This window comes from Ruegeria aquimaris (assembly GCF_025751555.1).
GTDB lineage: Bacteria > Pseudomonadota > Alphaproteobacteria > Rhodobacterales > Rhodobacteraceae > Ruegeria_B > Ruegeria_B aquimaris.
The window spans coordinates 14801-31019 of record NZ_JAOWLB010000021.1 but is presented as its reverse complement, the minus strand read 5'-3'; the positions used below and the strand labels follow the sequence as shown (position 1 = coordinate 31019).

At 64.5% G+C, this 16219-nt stretch carries 15 protein-coding genes; 9 read left to right on the top strand and 6 right to left on the bottom strand.

The annotated features are described in order from the left end of the window. Positions 1-56 precede the first annotated feature (56 nt). Together OE747_RS20545 and OE747_RS20540 are read right to left on the bottom strand one after the other, a co-directional pair. Positions 57-1046: a sterol desaturase family protein gene (locus OE747_RS20545; protein WP_263830342.1), complete on the bottom strand. Its 990-nt coding sequence runs from the start codon at positions 1044-1046 to the stop codon at positions 57-59. Between the two features lie 78 nt (positions 1047-1124). Further along, positions 1125-1880, bottom strand: coding sequence for a class II aldolase and adducin N-terminal domain-containing protein (locus tag OE747_RS20540; protein ID WP_263830341.1), 756 nt, complete (start codon positions 1878-1880; stop codon positions 1125-1127). A 121-nt stretch (positions 1881-2001) separates the two neighbouring features. On the opposite strand from OE747_RS20540, the gene OE747_RS20535 reads away from it, so the two are divergent. Next, positions 2002-2874: a LysR family transcriptional regulator gene (locus OE747_RS20535; protein WP_263830340.1), complete on the top strand. Its 873-nt coding sequence runs from the start codon at positions 2002-2004 to the stop codon at positions 2872-2874. A gap of 92 nt (positions 2875-2966) precedes the next feature. Here OE747_RS20535 and OE747_RS20530 read toward each other — a convergent pair whose 3' ends face one another. Further along, the gene (locus OE747_RS20530) at positions 2967-3395 is read right to left on the bottom strand and encodes a VOC family protein (RefSeq protein ID WP_263830339.1); all 429 of its coding nucleotides are present in this window, start codon (positions 3393-3395) and stop codon (positions 2967-2969) included. Between the two features lie 112 nt (positions 3396-3507). On the opposite strand from OE747_RS20530, the gene ade reads away from it, so the two are divergent. The 3 genes from ade (at position 3508) to OE747_RS20515 (ending at position 7190) form a co-directional block, all read left to right on the top strand. Further along, positions 3508-5310 (top strand): adenine deaminase, encoded by a 1803-nt coding sequence (gene ade, locus OE747_RS20525; protein ID WP_263830338.1) that lies wholly within the window; start codon positions 3508-3510, stop codon positions 5308-5310. Then, entirely contained in the window at positions 5307-6770 is a 1464-nt protein-coding gene (locus OE747_RS20520; RefSeq protein WP_263830337.1) for an AMP nucleosidase, read from the top strand. Before ade ends, OE747_RS20520 begins: the two co-directional genes overlap by 4 nt. A 132-nt stretch (positions 6771-6902) precedes the next feature. Continuing rightward, positions 6903-7190, top strand: a complete 288-nt coding sequence (locus tag OE747_RS20515) for an HU family DNA-binding protein (RefSeq protein WP_164128464.1) — start codon at positions 6903-6905, stop codon at positions 7188-7190. A gap of 183 nt (positions 7191-7373) precedes the next feature. On the opposite strand, the gene OE747_RS20510 is transcribed toward OE747_RS20515, so the two are convergent. Then, positions 7374-8648: an MFS transporter gene (locus tag OE747_RS20510; RefSeq protein WP_263830336.1), complete on the bottom strand. Its 1275-nt coding sequence runs from the start codon at positions 8646-8648 to the stop codon at positions 7374-7376. 144 nt (positions 8649-8792) lie between these two features. Here OE747_RS20510 and OE747_RS20505 point away from each other — a divergent pair, with 144 nt between their 5' ends. From OE747_RS20505 to OE747_RS20495, 3 genes are all read left to right on the top strand, one after another. Then, positions 8793-10214 (top strand): M20 family metallopeptidase, encoded by a 1422-nt coding sequence (locus tag OE747_RS20505; protein ID WP_263830335.1) that lies wholly within the window; start codon positions 8793-8795, stop codon positions 10212-10214. Positions 10215-10259: 45 nt separating this feature from the next. Then, positions 10260-11540 carry a tetratricopeptide repeat protein gene (locus OE747_RS20500; RefSeq protein ID WP_263830334.1) on the top strand — a complete coding sequence of 427 codons (1281 nt, stop codon included), beginning with the start codon at positions 10260-10262 and terminating at the stop codon, positions 11538-11540. Between the two features lie 75 nt (positions 11541-11615). Then, positions 11616-12494 (top strand): DMT family transporter, encoded by an 879-nt coding sequence (locus OE747_RS20495; protein ID WP_263830333.1) that lies wholly within the window; start codon positions 11616-11618, stop codon positions 12492-12494. Here OE747_RS20495 and OE747_RS20490 read toward each other — a convergent pair. Beyond that, the gene (locus OE747_RS20490) at positions 12491-13012 is read right to left on the bottom strand and encodes a glutathione peroxidase (RefSeq protein WP_263830332.1); all 522 of its coding nucleotides are present in this window, start codon (positions 13010-13012) and stop codon (positions 12491-12493) included. The two genes, OE747_RS20495 and OE747_RS20490, sit on opposite strands and share 4 nt — an antisense overlap. 139 nt (positions 13013-13151) lie before the next feature. Here OE747_RS20490 and msrB point away from each other — a divergent pair, with 139 nt between their 5' ends. Then, a complete protein-coding gene (gene msrB, locus OE747_RS20485; RefSeq protein ID WP_263830331.1) occupies positions 13152-13601 on the top strand; it encodes a peptide-methionine (R)-S-oxide reductase MsrB in 450 nt (149 codons plus the stop codon). Next, a complete protein-coding gene (msrA, locus tag OE747_RS20480) occupies positions 13598-14110 on the top strand; it encodes a peptide-methionine (S)-S-oxide reductase MsrA (protein WP_263830330.1) in 513 nt (170 codons plus the stop codon). Before msrB ends, msrA begins: the two co-directional genes overlap by 4 nt. A 46-nt stretch (positions 14111-14156) precedes the next feature. Here the strand turns inward: msrA and OE747_RS20475 are convergent, their stop codons facing one another. Further along, entirely contained in the window at positions 14157-16160 is a 2004-nt protein-coding gene (locus OE747_RS20475) for a hydantoinase/oxoprolinase family protein (protein WP_263830329.1), read from the bottom strand. Positions 16161-16219: the final 59 nt, after the last annotated feature.

Genomic DNA, 16219 nt, shown 5'->3' with positions numbered 1-16219 from the left:
GCAAAAACGTGAAAGGCCGCCCAAGCGGGCGGCCCTTGTGAAACCTGTCGACCGGTTCAGGTATACATCTGCTTCTTATAGGCGCGGGTGCGTGTGGTCGCCTCGGCGCTGCCATCGTGAAAGGTGCCGAACCACTTGTCGAACGGGATCTCGGACGTGCCGTAATTGCACTCGAAATACCGGTGGTGCAACTGGTGAAAGAAATCCCCGGTCTTGGCGGCCTCGGTCTCGCCCGCCTTGATCTTCTCGAACCCCGAATGCGACAGGATCGGGCTGACCTGCTGGAAATAGATATGGAACAGCAGGTGCAGCGGGTGCGAGGGCACCACGAGGTGAATGAAATAGGTCGTGAAATAGAGGATATTCTCGTACCAGTGGTTCGAAATGCCCGACCACGGGCCGATATTGACATTGCGGTGATGCACCGCGTGCACATGCTTGTAGAGCTTCGGGTGATGCTCCAGCCGGTGCACCCAGTAGAAATGCAGCCCCGACCACATCGGGATGAAGAACATCCAGACCACGAACCAGACCGGCGCCTGTGCCCAGGTGACGGTGGGGACCCAGCCATTGGCCATGACCCAGTAGATCAGCCACTGATAGACCGTGCAGACGGTCATCGCGCTGCCCAGCGTCCACCAGATATTGTCCCAGACCTGATTGCGAAAGGTAAAGGTGCCATTGTCCCGGGTCAGGTCGCGGCGGTCGAACTTCTTGTACATGCCCTGACCCTTGCGCATGTAGAGCCACCAGTGCAGGCCGCCCGCCACCAGAATCTGCGGCACCATGTTCAACAGCCACACCCGGAACATCCAGCCGGGCGCAAAGCTCTGCATCGCCTCAAGCGGCGGCAGGAACCATGCATAGGCCGCAACGGCCAACGCCAGACAGAGTGTCAGCGAGGTGAGCTGAAGCCACGCGCCGCGATACCAGCGCAGCACCGCTGCCGGACGTGGCGGCCAGGTGAACAGCGGATTCAGCCCCACGGGGTTCACGGGGCGATAATTCCAGCGCGCCGCTTCCGGGTCCTGACTGAAATCGGTCATCGTTTTTCCTCGTCTCTGGACAAGCGCCATGCTCCGGCGCCCACGGGCCGGTGCAGGCAGGTTGCGATTTTCAAAGTGTCAGCTGGCGTAGGTCGAGCCTTCATCGTCCAGCACCGCCTTGACCTCGCGCAGATGCGCCTCGGCCTGGCCTGGATAGTCGTCAAGCTCCTGCGCCGTCTTCTCGGCAATCTCGTCGCTCAGCACGCGCAGCGGGCGGCCCGTCTGCAAGGCGCGGATATAGGTCTCCGCCGCGCGCTCGAAGTAATAGAGCCGGTTCAGCGTATCGCCCACGTCGCTGCCGATCACCAGAACCCCGTGGTTGCCCATGATCATCACCCGCTTCTTCGGGTCGCTCAGCATCGAGGCACAGCGCTCGCCCTCGCTTTCAAACGCCAGCCCGCCAAATTCATCGTCGATGACATAGCGGTTGTAAAAGGTGGCGGTGTTCTGGTCGATCGGCGGCAGGCTACTGTCGGCAAGGCTGGCGAGCACGGTGGCAAAGATCGAATGCACATGCATCACGCAACGCGCATGCGGGCAGCGGCGGTGGATCGAGCCATGCAGGCCCCAGGCGGTGGGATCGGGCGCGCCCGGCATCTCCATCGTCTTGGGGTCATTGGCATCCAGCAGCAGCAGGTCCGAGGCGCGGATGCGCGCAAAATGCATCTGGTTGGGGTTCATCAGGAACTGCGTCCCCTCGGGGTTCACCGCCAGGCTGAAATGATTGGCAACCCCTTCATGCATGTTCAGCCGCTCGATCCAGCGGAACGAGGCCGCCAGATCGACTCGCTCCTGCCAGTGGTCGATATTGAGGCGCAGGCTGGTGACGGACATGGGTTTGCTCCTGATCTCGGGCTGGCGGTGTGACTGTCCAAAACCTGCCTTTTGACATCAGGTTTGACCAACGAAAAATTCTCCCGTTTCGCATTAGCCATGCTTATGGCAGGGTTATGGTATGCAGAACCCCCTCCCCCCGCTGGGCTGGTTGCGCACCTTCGAGGCCGCCGCCCGCCACCTGTCCTTTACCGGCGCCGCGCGCGATCTGAACATGACGCAAAGCGCGGTCAGCCAGCAGATCAAGGCGCTGGAATCGCACCTGCGCCAACCGCTGTTTCACCGGCGGCCCCGGGCGCTGGAACTGACCGAGGCCGGGATCACCTATCTGCCGGTGGTGCGCGAGGCGTTCCGCACCCTGATCCGGGGCACCCGCGCGGTGACCGGCGACCACCAGAACACGGTGCAGGTGCAATGCAACATCACCTTCGCGGTCAACTGGCTGGGCCCGCGCCTGCCCCGGTTCCGCGCGCTGCACCCGGAAGTGCATCTGAACATCTTCACCGAGCTTTGGGAGCCGCGCGAAATGGCCGAGGGCGCGGCGGTCGAGATCCGTTATTCCCTGCGCCCGGCGGATACGGTGCGGACCGAGCTGCTGACAACGGATCGCTATTTCCCGGTCTGTGTTCCGGGCTATCCGGTCACGCTTGAAAACCTGCATGAACAGCCGCTCTACGACTGTTCGAACCTGCTGTCGAACTGGGCAAGCTGGGCCGAGGACGTGGGCCTGCCCTGGCCCAATCCGCCGATCACCTATGCCACCACCTATATGGTCGGGCTTTCCGTCGCGATGGCCGGGGGCGGGTTGTGCATGGGGCACAAGGTGATCGTATCGCGCCTGCTGGCCGAAGGACGCCTGATCGCCCCTTTCGATCACAGCGTGCAAATGCCCGAGGCCTATTACCTGCTCCTCTCGCCGCAGGCCGAGGAGACCCCCGGCGCGGTGGCCTTTGCCAACTGGATCCGCGCCGAAATCGCCCGCGAGGCCGGGTGATCCGGGAAAGGGGCGCTCCCGCCCGTCGTCGATGCCGCTGGCGCGACACCTCCTCCCGTTGTGCCGGGCAGCGCGCCCTTGGCGCGCTGCGGTCAGGCACTGTCCTTGGGCCGGCTCGGCACCCATGCATAGCCGTTGTCGCACAGGATATAGGCCTCGCGCAGGCCATGCGGCTTGTCGGTCGGGACCTGCAAGACCGTCGCGCCAAACGCCTCGGCCCGTTCCACCGCCCTATCGGGATGGCTTTCATAGAGCCTGATTTCGATCCCCGCGCCGCGCGGCGGGTTTTCCGGCAAGAGCCCCAGCAGAGGGTTGGCATGATAGGTGCCGTCGCTGTGCAACTGGAACACCTGCGCACCATAGGTGACAATGGCGAAATCCGCTGTCACCTGATGCGACCTCATCGCAAAAACAGCCTCTAGAAAGGCACATTCCGCGGGAACATCCCGCACCAACAGGTTCAGCCCGATCCCCCTGAGCGACCGCCCGAACCCATCTGCATCTACCGTTTCATAATCCATTCCGGCAGGGTCACGCCGACCGCCTGCCGCTGTCAAGCGCGCAATGACGAAGCTTTGATGAAACCCTTTCGGCGGGGCTTGCACCCGGTCGCGGTTTCGGAAAAGCTGCGCCATGGAACACAAGACTTTCCCCGATTGGGCCGATGTGGCCCCCCGACTGATCGCCGTTGCCGCAGGCCGCGAACCGGCGGATATGATCATCCGCGATGGTATCTGGATCAACGTGCACACGCGCGAGGCGCTTCCCGGCCACTCCATCGCCGTTGCCGAAGGGCGCATCGCCTTTGTCGGCCCCGATGCCAGCCATTGCACCGGCCCGGAAACCCGGATCATCGAGGCGAACGGGCGCTACATGATCCCCGGCCTGTGCGACGGGCACATGCATATCGAAAGCGGCATGCTGACCCCGGCCGAGTTTGCCGCCGCCGTCATCCCGCATGGCACCACCACCATGTTCACCGACCCGCATGAGATCGCCAATGTCCTTGGCCTCGCCGGTGTGCGGATGATGCATGACGAGGCGCTGATGCAGCCCGTCAACATCTTTACCCAGATGCCGTCCTGCGCCCCCTCGGCGCCGGGGCTGGAAACCACCGGGTATGAGATCACGCCCGAGGACGTGGCCGAGGCGATGTCCTGGCCCGGCATCATCGGTCTGGGCGAGATGATGAACTTTCCCGGTGTCACCAATGCCGACCCCAAGATGCTGGCCGAGATCGCCGCGACCCAGCGCGCGGGCAAGACGGTGGGCGGGCATTACGCCTCGCCCGATCTGGGCCCCGCCTTTGCCGCCTATGTGGCGGGCGGCCCGGCCGACGATCACGAGGGCACCTGCGAGGCCGATGCCATCGCCCGCGTCCGGCAGGGCATGCGCAGCATGATGCGGCTGGGCAGCGCCTGGTACGACGTCGAAACCCAGATCACCGCGGTGACGCAAAAGGGGCTCGATCCGCGCAACTTCATCCTGTGTACCGACGATTGCCATTCGGGCACACTGGTGCATGAAGGACATATGAACCGGGTGGTGCGCCATGCCATCGCCTGTGGCTGCGACCCGCTGGTGGCGCTGCAAATGGCGACGATCAACACCGCCACCCATTTCGGGCTGGAGCGCGAATTGGGCTCGACCGCACCCGGCCGCCGGGCCGATGTGATCCTGACCTCGGACCTGCGCGACCTGCCCATCGAGATGGTAATCGCGCGCGGGCAGGTGGTGGCCGAGAACGGAAAGATCGCCGTCGATTGCCCGCATTACAATTGGCCCGATACGGCCCGCAATACCGTGCATCTGGGCCATGCGCTCAGCGCCTCCAATTTCGAGATCAAGGCGCCAACCGGCGCCAACCGGGTCCGGGCCAACGTGATCGGCGTGGTGGAAAACCAGGCGCCGACCAAGGCGCTGAAAGCGGAACTGCCGATCATCGGCGGGCTGGTCGAGGGCGAGGGCGATGTCTGCCAGATCGCGCTGGTCGAACGCCACCGCGCCACCGGCGGTGTCACCAATGCCTTTGTCTCGGGCTTCGGCTATCAGGGCCGCATGGCCATGGCCTCGACCGTGGCGCATGACAGCCACCACATGATCGTGGTCGGCACCGACCGCGAGCAGATGGCGCTGGCCGCAAACCGGCTGGCCGAGGTCGGCGGAGGCATCACCATCTGGCGCGAGGGCCGGGAACTGGCGCTGGTGGAACTGCCCATCGCGGGCCTGATGTCCGACAGCCCCGCCGCCCAGGTCGCCGCCAAGGCGCAGAAGATGGTCGAGGCGATGGTCGCCTGCGGCTGCACGCTCAACAACGCCTATATGCAACACTCGCTGCTGGCGCTGGTGGTAATCCCCGAATTGCGCATCTCGGACCTGGGGCTGGTCGATGTCCGCACCTTTGAAAAGATTGACCTGCTGGAACCGCTTGCATGACCCAATTGAATACCCCCAAGACCCCGGAACCGGCCCTGTTCACCAACGCGGCCGAGGCCGTCGCACGGCTGGAACAGCTCTATGCGCAGGCCACCGGGTTTCTCTGCGACAGCTTCGCCGCGGCGATGCAGGGGATAGACCCCGGCACCCGCTATCGCGCCTATTACCCCGAAATCCGCTTCACCAGCGCATCTTACGCGCAGGTGGACAGCCGACTGAGTTTTGGACATGTCTCGCACCCCGGCACCCATGCCACCACGGTCACCCGGCCCGACCTGTTCCGCGCCTACCTGACCCAGCAGATCGCGCTCTTGATCCGCAACCACGGCCAGCCGGTGCAGATCGGCGCCTCGTCCACCCCGATCCCGCTGCATTTCGCGGTGGCCAATGCCCCCGATCTGGTCGTCCCGCACGAGGGAGCCGCTGGTTTCACCCTACGCGACGTGTTCGACGTGCCCGATCTGGCCACCACCAATGACGATATCGTCAACGGCACCCATGTGTCCGAGGACGGCGCGGGCCCGCTGTCGCTGTTCACCGCGCAGCGGGTGGATTACTCGCTCGCCCGGCTGGCGCATTACACCGCCACCGACCCGGCGCATTTCCAGAACCACGTCCTGTTTACCAACTACCAGTTCTACGTCTCCGAGTTCGAGGCCTATGCCCGCGCCCAGCTGGCCGACCCCGACAGCGGCTACACCAGCTTTGTCAGCACCGGCAATGTCGAGATCACCACGGCCGATGCGCCGCTGGATACGCCCGCCAAGCTGCCTCAGATGCCGTCGTATCACCTGAAACGCGCCGACGGCTCAGGCATCACCCTGGTCAACATCGGTGTCGGGCCGTCCAATGCCAAGACCGCGACCGACCATATCGCCGTGCTGCGCCCGCATGCCTGGCTGATGGTGGGCCATTGCGCGGGCCTCAGGAACACCCAGGCGCTGGGGGATTTCGTGCTGGCCCATGCCTATCTGCGCGAAGATCACGTGCTGGATGACGATCTGCCGGTCTGGGTGCCGATCCCGGCCCTGGCCGAGATCCAGATCGCGCTGGAACAGGCGGTGGCCGAGGTGACCGAACTCAGCGGCTATGACCTGAAACGGATCATGCGCACGGGCACCGTCGCCACCATCGACAACCGCAACTGGGAACTGCGCGACCAATCCGGCCCGGTGCAGCGCCTGAGCCAGTCGCGCGCGGTGGCGCTCGACATGGAAAGCGCCACCATCGCCGCCAATGGCTACCGGTTCCGGGTTCCCTATGGCACACTTCTTTGTGTCAGCGACAAACCGCTGCATGGCGAATTGAAGCTTCCCGGCATGGCATCCTCGTTCTATACAACGCAGGTCAGCCGCCATTTGCGCATCGGAATCCGGGCGATGGAGGCGCTGCGCGGCATGCCGCTGGAACGCCTGCACAGTCGAAAACTGCGCTCTTTCGACGAAACTGCCTTCCTCTGAGTGCGAAAAAACGCCGAAATCCCCATATTTTTGGGATTTTCGACGCTACTATTCGTTGTGTTTGATCACAAGATACAGTTAGATTGCCGCGATGAGGCCCAAAGGATCGGGCACGAAAAAGGAGACCAAGAAATGGCAAAGCCTATGACCAAAACTCAACTCGTCGCCGCACTGGCCGAGGAAATGGGCAGTGACAAGAAAACCGCTGGCATGGCACTGGACGCCATCGGCGCGCTGATCACCCGCGAAGTGGCAGGCGGCGGCGCCGTCACCCTGCCGGGCGTCGGCAAGATCTATTGCCGCGAGCGCCCCGAGCGTCAGGTGCGCAACCCGGCCACCGGCGAGACCTTCACCAAGGAAGCCGACAAGGTCGTCAAGGTGACCATCGCCAAGGCGCTGAAGGACAGCGTCAACGGCTGATCCGCACCGGACCCGAACGACAAGGCCGCCCATGGGGCGGCCTTTTTCGTTGGGCGAAATCGCAGTACCGGGCCGATCCGCAACGCGGGGCTTAGCTGACTTTCATTGAGCACGTGCCGCAGATCAACTTGATCCCTAGCAAGCCTTAGGCAGACTCGTGTCACAAGAATCTCTGGCTATCTTTCAACTGGCAACCTGTGGCGATGAAACGGTTCGCCGAAAAACCCAAAATGCTATTAGGGCGAGAAAAACCATGCCCCCACCCAGGACAAACGCCACATTCACATCGCCCAGATAATCCGAAAGCCCCCCGGCCAGTGTCGGAGCGATCATCATGATCAGATAATACATCGAGTAGAAAACGCCGGTACCGAAGGCACGCGCTTCGGCGGAAAGAACCAGGCTTGGCAGCGCGACCAATGGCCCGGGCGCCAATCCGGCAAACAAACCGCCCAAGACAAGCATCGCAGGGACATAGGTCTCCGGGAGATAGAGAACCGCTGGAAAGACCATCATCTTGCCAGTCAGGCTTGCCAGAATGACCCAATTTGCGCGCCCGGTCCGATCTGCCAGCCATCCGCCCAACGGAATGGAGAGAGAGGCCGCGAATATGTAGAGACTTATGGCGGAACTTGCGGCGGTGATCGGCATCCCGCGATCTGCCAGAACTAGCGTTCCAAAGCTGAAGATCATGGCGAATGCTGCATTGTAGAGCGCCCACAGCGCCGCAGCCAATGCCAGCGGTGCCCAGGGAAGAGAGGTGAACTTGATCGGCGCGTTGCCGGTTACTGCACCCTCTGGTCCCTTGTAGATAAACACAAAAAACAAAAGCGCGAGAACCGTGCAGATCGTCAACACGGTCCATGCTGTCTGGAGATCGGTGCCAGCGGCCAGCGCGGGAAGTATCAGCAGGCTCAGACCGATCCCTATCGGCCAGGAACTTATGAAAATCGCCAGAGCCGTTGAAACATTCCGCCCGGCGAACCAATCGATGACCATCTTGGTCATAAGGACGTTCAGAACGACCCCGCCTGCTCCGGAAACAATTCTGCCCGCCACGGCCCATCCCAGGTTTGAGGCATAGGCCACCATCACGCCGCCCAGAACCATTAGCACCAGACTGGTCGCAACCGTCCGCTTGTCGCCAAACCAGGTCGCCACAGCACCGCCACCAACCGCAACAATGACCCCGGGACCAAGGTAGAGACCGATCAAAAGACCGATATCTGTCAGAGTAATAGCGAGACTTTCCATGATGAATGGAGACAAGGCCGCTATCGACTGGAATTGGAACGCCATCACCGTTCGCGCGAAGAACAGCACCAGCAGGATAATCCATCGCATCGGCATAGGCAGGTTCCTTGCAAGTACGACACGATGAACGGTTTTCTGAGATGTGTCGCTCTCAGCATACGTTCGGATCTTAAAACCACACAAGGAATTCGAGAGCAGGTTCATGTCACCCCGGCAAGATCATGTACGCCCGCGCTTGACCCGGACCAACACGGTTTCACAACATGGCCTGTTGCGTCCCAAGGGACACGGATGTTTACCTCGGGCCTTTTCCGGCGCAGGGTTGCGGTGCAACACCGGAGGCCCGCCATGAATGAACATCCCGTCTGGTCCTATGTCCACCGCGCCCAGGCCGATCTGCACGCACTCTCGAATGCCGTCTGGGCCACGCCCGAGACCTGCTATGCCGAAACCCGCTCCACCGCCGCCCATGTGGCCGAGCTGAAACGCCAGGGCTTTGCCGTCACCGAAAACGTCGCTGGCATCCCTACCGCCGTGATCGGCGAGGCGGGAGAGGGCGGCCCGGTGATCGCCTTTCTCGGCGAGTATGACGCGCTGGCGGGGCTGAGCCAGGTCGCCGACCTGGCCGAGCGCAAGCCGATGGAACAGGGCGCCAACGGCCATGGCTGCGGCCACAACCTGCTGGGATCGGCGGCGATGCTGGCGGCCATCGCCCTGCGCGACTGGCTCCGCGACACCGGCACGCCGGGGCGCGTGCGGTACTATGGCTGCCCCGCCGAAGAGGGCGGCGCGGGCAAGACCTTCATGGTGCGCGACGGCGCATTCGCCGATGTCGATATCGCGATTTCGTGGCACCCGCATTCAATACCCGCCGTCATGCTGGGCAGTTCGCTGGCCAATGCCCGCGTCGATTTCTCCTTCACCGGCCGCGCCTCGCATGCCGCCGCCTCGCCCCATCTGGGCCGCAGCGCGCTCGATGCGATGGAACTGATGAACGTGGGCGTCAACTACTTGCGCGAGCACATGCCCGACAGCGCCCGCATCCATTACGCGATCATCGATGGCGGCGGCATCTCGCCCAACGTGGTGCAGGGCCAGGCCAAGGTCCGCTACGTGGTGCGGGACAAGACCGCGCCCGAGATGCTGAAACTGCTGGCCCGTGTGCGCAAGGTGGCGCAGGGCGCCGCGCTGATGACCGAGACCGAGGTGCAGGACGAGGTGCTGGCCGCCGTGTCCAACCTGATCCCCAACGACCCGCTCTGCGCCGCCATGCAGCGCAATCTCGACCTGTTGGGTCCGCCCCCGTTCGACGATCTGGACCGCGCCTATGCCGCCCGGTTCCAGGCCACGATGACCGAGGAGGATATCGCCACCGCCTATGAAAGCGTCGGCATGCGCCCGCGCACCGATCTTGCCCTGCCCGATTTCGTGGTGCCCGAGGGCACACCGGTGCCCCCTCTGGCCGGATCAACCGACGTGGCCGATGTCAGCTGGGTGGTGCCCACGGTTCAGCTCTGGGGCGCGACCTATGCCATCGGCACCCCGTTCCACTCGTGGCAGATGGTGGCCCAGGGCAAGAGCCCGCTGGCGCTGAAAGGCATGACCCATGCCGCTGCCGTCATGGCAGCGACCGGAGCCGATGTCATCCGGGACGCCGACCTGCGCAAACGCGCCTGGGACGACCTTGGCGCCCGGGTTGGGCCAAAGGGGTATATCTGCCCGCTGCCCTCCGACGCCGAACCGCCCATCGCCGCCATGGCCGGGAGTTAACCACTGCCCCAGCCCCATCCGACACACCCGACCCGGAGAACACAAATGACCAGACAAGACGCCTACGGAAATCCGATCACGACCGAGAGTGCGGCGGCGGCAGACCATTATGACCGGGGCGTCCGGCTCTTCCTTGCCGGTCAGTTCGGGGCATCAACAGAGTTCGAACAGGCCATCGAACAGGACACCGGATTTGCGCTTGGCCACGCGGCCCTGGCCCGGGCGCGGATGATGTCCGCCGATATGCCGGGGGCAAAGGCCGCGATTGCACAGGCAGCGGAACTTGCGCCACTGGCCGACCGGCGCGAGCGCCAGCATATCGAGGCGATGAACCTGTTGCTGAGCGGGCAGCCAAAAGCAGCGCGACAGGCGGTTCTGGCCCATGTCCGCGACTACCCGCGCGACGCTCTGGTCGCGCAGCTGTGCACCAACATCTTTGGCCTCATCGGCTTTTCCGGCGAGGTCGGGCGCGAGGCGGAATTGCTCGCCTATACTTCGGCCCTGTTGCCCCATTACGGCGAGGACTGGTGGATGATGTCGATGCACGCCCTGTCGCTGTGCGAAACCGGGCAGGTCGACGCCTCGCTGCGGCTGATGGAGAAGGCACTCGTACTCAACCCCGACAACGCCAACGGTTCGCACTTCAAGGCGCATGCGCTCTACGAGGCAGGGGACACCGCCGCTGGCCGGGCCTATCTGGCCGACTGGATGCGTGGCTATGACGACCGGTCCGTTCTGCACGGGCACCTGTCCTGGCATCAGGCCCTCTGGGCCCTGCATGACGGTGACGCGGCCGAGATGTGGGCGCTGATGGATCGCAGCATCGGTCCCGGCGCGGCCAAGGGCCTGCCGATCAACGTGCTGACCGATACCGCCGCCCTCCTCTATCGCGCCGAACTGGCCGGTATCGCGGTGGACCCGGCGCGCTGGACCGCGATCAGCGATTTCGCCGCGCGGTTTTTTCCCGAAACCGGTCAAAGCTTTGCCGACATGCACGCGGCCCTTGCCCATGCGATGGCCGGTCAGGGCGACCGGCTGGCCCATATCGCCGAGACGGCCAAGGGCTTTGCCGGCGACCTTGTGCGCCCGGTCACCCGGGCCTGGGCCGCTATCGCGCGTCAGGATTGGGCGGGCGCGCTCTCCGAATTGGCACAGGTCATGGCCACAAACGAGCGTCTGGGCGGCAGCCGCGCCCAGCGCGACCTGATCGAGCTGGCCTATGTCAACGTGCTGGTGCGGTTGGGTCTCACGGAGGAGGCGCGGCGCAGCCTGCAAACCCGCCGCCCCGTGCTGTTCCCGGCGCCGCCGATTCACGATCTCGGGTGATCCCGGACCTCGGCCCTTGAACATCGCCGGATTTTCCGAAACTGTCCGCCCGATTGCACAGAGGGTGGAGAGATCATGGACTTGCGCGCCATCGCCATGGGGCTGGCTTTTGCCTTCATGTGGTCCTCGGCCTTTACCTCGGCCCGGATCATCGTCGCGGATGCCTCGCCTCTCTTTTCGCTGGCCTGCCGGTTCCTGATCTCGGGGCTGATCGGCGTGCTGATCGCAAAGGCGATGGGCCAGACCTGGCGGCTGACCCGCAATCAGTGGAAGGCCACCATCATCTTCGGCATCTGCCAGAACGCCCTGTACCTGGGGCTGAATTTCTACGCGATGCAGACCGTCGAGGCCTCTGTCGCCGCGATCATCGCCTCGACCATGCCGCTGCTGGTGGCGCTGGCCAGCTGGGTGTTCCTGGGCGAGCGTCTGCCAGGCCTCGGTGTCATTGGCCTCTTGGCCGGTTTTGTCGGTGTCGCCCTGATCATGGGCGCGCGGATCGACGCGGGCGTCGATCTCTTTGGGGTGTTCCTGTGCGGTCTTGGCGCGCTGGCGCTCGCGGCCGCCACACTGGCGCTGCGCGGAGCAACTTCGGGCGGCAACTTCATGATGGTGGTGGGCCTGCAAATGCTGGTGGGCTCGGCTGTGCTGTTCATCGCGACCCCGGTATTCGAGACCGTGCATGTCAATCCGACGCTGCCCTTGGCGCTGGCCTTCGCCTATACGACACTGATCCCCGGCCTGACCGCAACCTTTGTCTGGGTGCTGCTGCTGAACCGTATCGGCGCGATCCGGGCCGCGACTTTCCACTTCCTCAACCCGGTGTTCGGCGTCGCCATCGCCGCCGCTCTGCTGGGCGAGCGCCTGGGCGCGCTCGACCTCGCGGGCGTGGCGATCACCACCGCCGGCATCCTGGCGGTGCAACTGTCCCGCCAGACGGCCGCGCGCAAGCCTTAGTTCAACAGCGCCTCGATCTCGCGCTTCATCCGTGCCGAGTCGGGACGGACCGCCGAACCGAAAGTCGCCGCAACGGTGCCGTCCGGCGCCACAAGCACCTTGTTGAAGTTCCAGCCCGGCTCGAACCCGGTTTCAGCCTTGACCGCCTTGTAGAACGGATGCGCCCCCGCCCCTTTCACATGCAGGATGTCGGTCATCGGCAGGGTCAGATCATAGTTCAGCGCACAGAACTCCTTGACCTCGGCCGCGGTTGCCAACTCCTGGTTGAAATCGTCCGACGGAACGGCCAGCACGACCAGACCCTTGCCCTTGTAGGTTTCCCACAGGTCCTGCAACCCCGCATACTGGCCCGTGAACCCGCATTGCGAGGCGGTGTTGACCACCAGCACCGGCTGCCCGCGCCACTCCTCCAGCGACAGCGTACCGCCGTCGATCGAGGGGAACACGCCGGACACAGGGGCCGCCTGAACAGCGCGGCCAATGAACAGAAGAACGATCAGGAAAACGATACGAAACATCTTGGCTCTCCTTTCCCACAGTCTACGTCTCACAAAGGCAACCGGATCAATGCACGTCTGCGCGAGCGGCATGAAACAACCCTTTGCTTTCGGCAATCCGATCTCAAATACTGCGCCCAAGACCCTGAAGGGAGGTTCCATGACCCGTTACACCAAATCGCCCGAAGCCCTTGCCGCCCTCTCGCCCGAAGAATTCTACGTGACGCAACGCAGCGGCACCGAACGCCCCGGCACCGGCAAGCTCTTGCACAACAAGGAACCCGGCATCTACGTCGACATCGTGTCGGGCGAACCGCTGTTCGCCTCGTCCGACAAATACGAATCCGGCTGCGGCTGGCCCAGCTTCACCAAGCCGATCGAACCCGCGCATGTGACCGAGATCGAAGACCGCACCCACGGCATGATCCGCACCGAGGTCCGCTCGACACACGGTGACAGCCATCTGGGCCATGTCTTTCCCGACGGTCCGCGCGACCGGGGCGGGCTGCGCTATTGCATCAACTCGGCCTCGCTCCGCTTCGTTCACCGCAACGACATGGAGGCAGAAGGCTACGCCGATTACATCGACCAAGTGGAGGATATCGCATGAGCCTTGAACGCGCCGTTCTGGCGGGAGGATGTTTCTGGGGGATGCAGGACCTGATCCGCAAGCTGCCCGGGGTGAAAGCCACCCGCGTGGGATACACCGGCGGGGATGTGGCCAACGCCACCTATCGCGATCACGGCACCCATGCCGAAGGGATCGAGATCATGTTCGACCCGGCCCAGACCACCTATCGCGACCTGCTGGAGTTTTTCTTTCAGATCCACGACCCGACCACCCGCAACCGCCAGGGCAACGACATCGGCACCAGCTATCGTTCCGCGATCTATTACGTGGACGAGGCGCAAAAGGCCGTTGCCCTTGATACTATCGCGGATGTCGACGCCTCCGGCCTCTGGCCCGGCAAGGTGGTGACCGAGGTGGAACCCGTCGGCGATTTCTGGGAGGCCGAGGACTATCACCAGGACTACCTGGAAAAGCATCCCAACGGCTATACCTGCCATTTCCCGCGCAAGGGCTGGGTGCTGCCCAAACGGGCCAGCGCTGCTGAATAACCAGATAAACAGAAGCGGGGCGCGCGCGCGATGCGCGCGCCCCAACTCACTCGTCGGCCACGCGCGGCCGCCCGCTGGCCTCGACCGTAACCGTCGCCTCGACAAAGACTTCGCGCCCCTCGACCGGCACCTGCCGGACATCGCGCGACACGATCACCCGGACATCCTCGGCCCCGGCGGCGCGCGCCTCGGCCTGCGCCTCGGCCCGCAGAACTTCCTCCAGCAGCCCCAGCGCCGCCTCAGCCGAGCCAAAATCCTGCGGCCCCTCCTCCAGATGCACGCGGTACCGCCCCTCGGCCGGGGCCGTCACCGTGCCTGACTTGCGAAAGGTCACCCGCCCGACCACGGCGCCGATGGCATTGGCGACGCCCGCATGTTCCGGCAGGATCATGCCGCAATGCAGCCGCCCGCCCACCGCCGGGTAATAGCTGGGCGCCGATGCCCCCAGCCCGACGACCTCCACGTTCAGCGCCATGTCGAGCTTTAGCAGCCCGCGATGTCCCGCCAACCCCTTTTGCGTCAGGACATGCCGCGCCAGTTGCTCGGGCGGCAAACCGAAATCGGTGTCATCCTCGGCAAAAGCGGCTTCCAGCAGGGTCAGCGCGGTCTGCTCGGTCAACTGGTCGATGATCATCTGCGCCAGCGCCTCGGGGGAACCGGCAAGCCGTTCGCCGCTGCCGGTCCGCTTGCGCGCATAGAGCTCCAGCCCCTTGCGCGCAGCCTCACCATCCCACGCATCGAGCCTGCCCAGCACATGGCTCGCATCCGAGGGCGTGATCCCCGACACCTGCACGATCCCCCGGTCGATCAGCCGCGACAGCGCGCCCTGCTCCATCCTGGTGCGTAACAGCGCCGTCAGCGGCAGCACCCGCGTGCCCAGCCGCTCCAGCAACACGGTCTCGCGCGGCCCCAACCCATCGGTCGGTACCCCCGGGACCAGGCGAGCGAAACGCACATCGTATTCGCCCACGGTCGCGGCCCGCAACTGCTCGTCCAGCACCGCATGCACCACCTCGCCCGCCTCGGCGGCGATCAGCGAGACCGGCAACACACGGCGCGGCCCCAGAAAGACACCGCCCTGCAAGCCCTCGGCCATCACATGCACCTGGCTGTCCCCGCCCAGGCCATGGGTCCGCATCGCCACCGCCTCGACCATGGTCCGGAACCCGCCCACCTGCGCGCCCGCCGGGTCGATCTTGGGCCGCCCGTCCTTGATCAGGGCCACATCCGTGGTGGTGCCGCCGATATCCGAGACCAGCGCATTCTCGACCCCGGTCAGCCAGCGCGCGCCCACGATCGAGGCCGCCGGACCACTCAGGATGGTCTCGATCGGCCGTGCCCGCGCCTGTTCCGCGCTCATCAGCGCGCCGTCGCCGCGCACCACCATCATCGGCGCATCGATCCCCAGTTCGGCCAGCGTATCCTGCGCCCGCCCGATCAGGCGGTCGATCATGCCGATCAGCCGCGCGTTCAACACCGCCGTCACCGCCCGTTTCGGGCCGTTGAGCTTGGCCGACAACTGGTGCGAGCAAGTCACCGGCGCGCCAGTCCGCTCGGCGATGATGCGCGCCGCCTCCAGCTCATGCGCCGGGTTGCGCGTGGCAAACTGCGCCGCCACTGCATATCCCGACGCGCCTGCGCCCGAGGCCAGAAACTCCTCCAGCGCGGCCACGTCCAGCGGCGCCGCCTCGCTGCCCGCATGACTGTGCCCGCCCGATATGACCAGCGCGGGATCGCCCTTCAGCGCCTCACGCAGGCCGTGCTTGTCCAGATCGCCCTGGCTGAACCCGATATAGATCAGCGCCACCCGGCCGCCCTGACCTTCGACCAGCGCGTTGGTGGCCAATGTGGTCGACAGCGAGGCCAGCCCGATCTGCCCGGCGGAAACACCCGCTTCTTCCATCACCGCTCGGATGGCCTGCCCGACCCCGATGGCCAGATCCGACCGCGTTGTCAGCGCCTTGGCAGAGGCGATGACATCGCGCTCGTCCCGGATCAGCACCGCATCGGTATAGGTTCCGCCTGTATCCACGCCCAATGACAGTGTCATCCCGGTTCTCCCTCTCGTTCGCTCTGGCCTCAATACCGGCTTTCCGCGACACGTCCCGC

Coding starts and splice junctions, on each gene's coding strand:
- OE747_RS20495 (WP_263830333.1), top strand. CDS start 11,616: ATGGACTTGCGCGCCATCGCCATGGGGCTGGCTTTTGCCTTCATGTGG.
- OE747_RS20490 (WP_263830332.1), bottom strand. CDS start 13,012: ATGTTTCGTATCGTTTTCCTGATCGTTCTTCTGTTCATTGGCCGCGCT.
- OE747_RS20520 (WP_263830337.1), top strand. CDS start 5,307: ATGACCCAATTGAATACCCCCAAGACCCCGGAACCGGCCCTGTTCACC.
- OE747_RS20475 (WP_263830329.1), bottom strand. CDS start 16,160: ATGACACTGTCATTGGGCGTGGATACAGGCGGAACCTATACCGATGCG.
- OE747_RS20500 (WP_263830334.1), top strand. CDS start 10,260: ATGACCAGACAAGACGCCTACGGAAATCCGATCACGACCGAGAGTGCG.
- OE747_RS20545 (WP_263830342.1), bottom strand. CDS start 1,046: ATGACCGATTTCAGTCAGGACCCGGAAGCGGCGCGCTGGAATTATCGC.
- OE747_RS20505 (WP_263830335.1), top strand. CDS start 8,793: ATGAATGAACATCCCGTCTGGTCCTATGTCCACCGCGCCCAGGCCGAT.
- OE747_RS20540 (WP_263830341.1), bottom strand. CDS start 1,880: ATGTCCGTCACCAGCCTGCGCCTCAATATCGACCACTGGCAGGAGCGA.
- msrA (WP_263830330.1), top strand. CDS start 13,598: ATGAGCCTTGAACGCGCCGTTCTGGCGGGAGGATGTTTCTGGGGGATG.
- OE747_RS20535 (WP_263830340.1), top strand. CDS start 2,002: ATGCAGAACCCCCTCCCCCCGCTGGGCTGGTTGCGCACCTTCGAGGCC.
- OE747_RS20515 (WP_164128464.1), top strand. CDS start 6,903: ATGGCAAAGCCTATGACCAAAACTCAACTCGTCGCCGCACTGGCCGAG.
- OE747_RS20510 (WP_263830336.1), bottom strand. CDS start 8,648: ATGAACCTGCTCTCGAATTCCTTGTGTGGTTTTAAGATCCGAACGTAT.
- ade (WP_263830338.1), top strand. CDS start 3,508: ATGGAACACAAGACTTTCCCCGATTGGGCCGATGTGGCCCCCCGACTG.
- msrB (WP_263830331.1), top strand. CDS start 13,152: ATGACCCGTTACACCAAATCGCCCGAAGCCCTTGCCGCCCTCTCGCCC.
- OE747_RS20530 (WP_263830339.1), bottom strand. CDS start 3,395: ATGGATTATGAAACGGTAGATGCAGATGGGTTCGGGCGGTCGCTCAGG.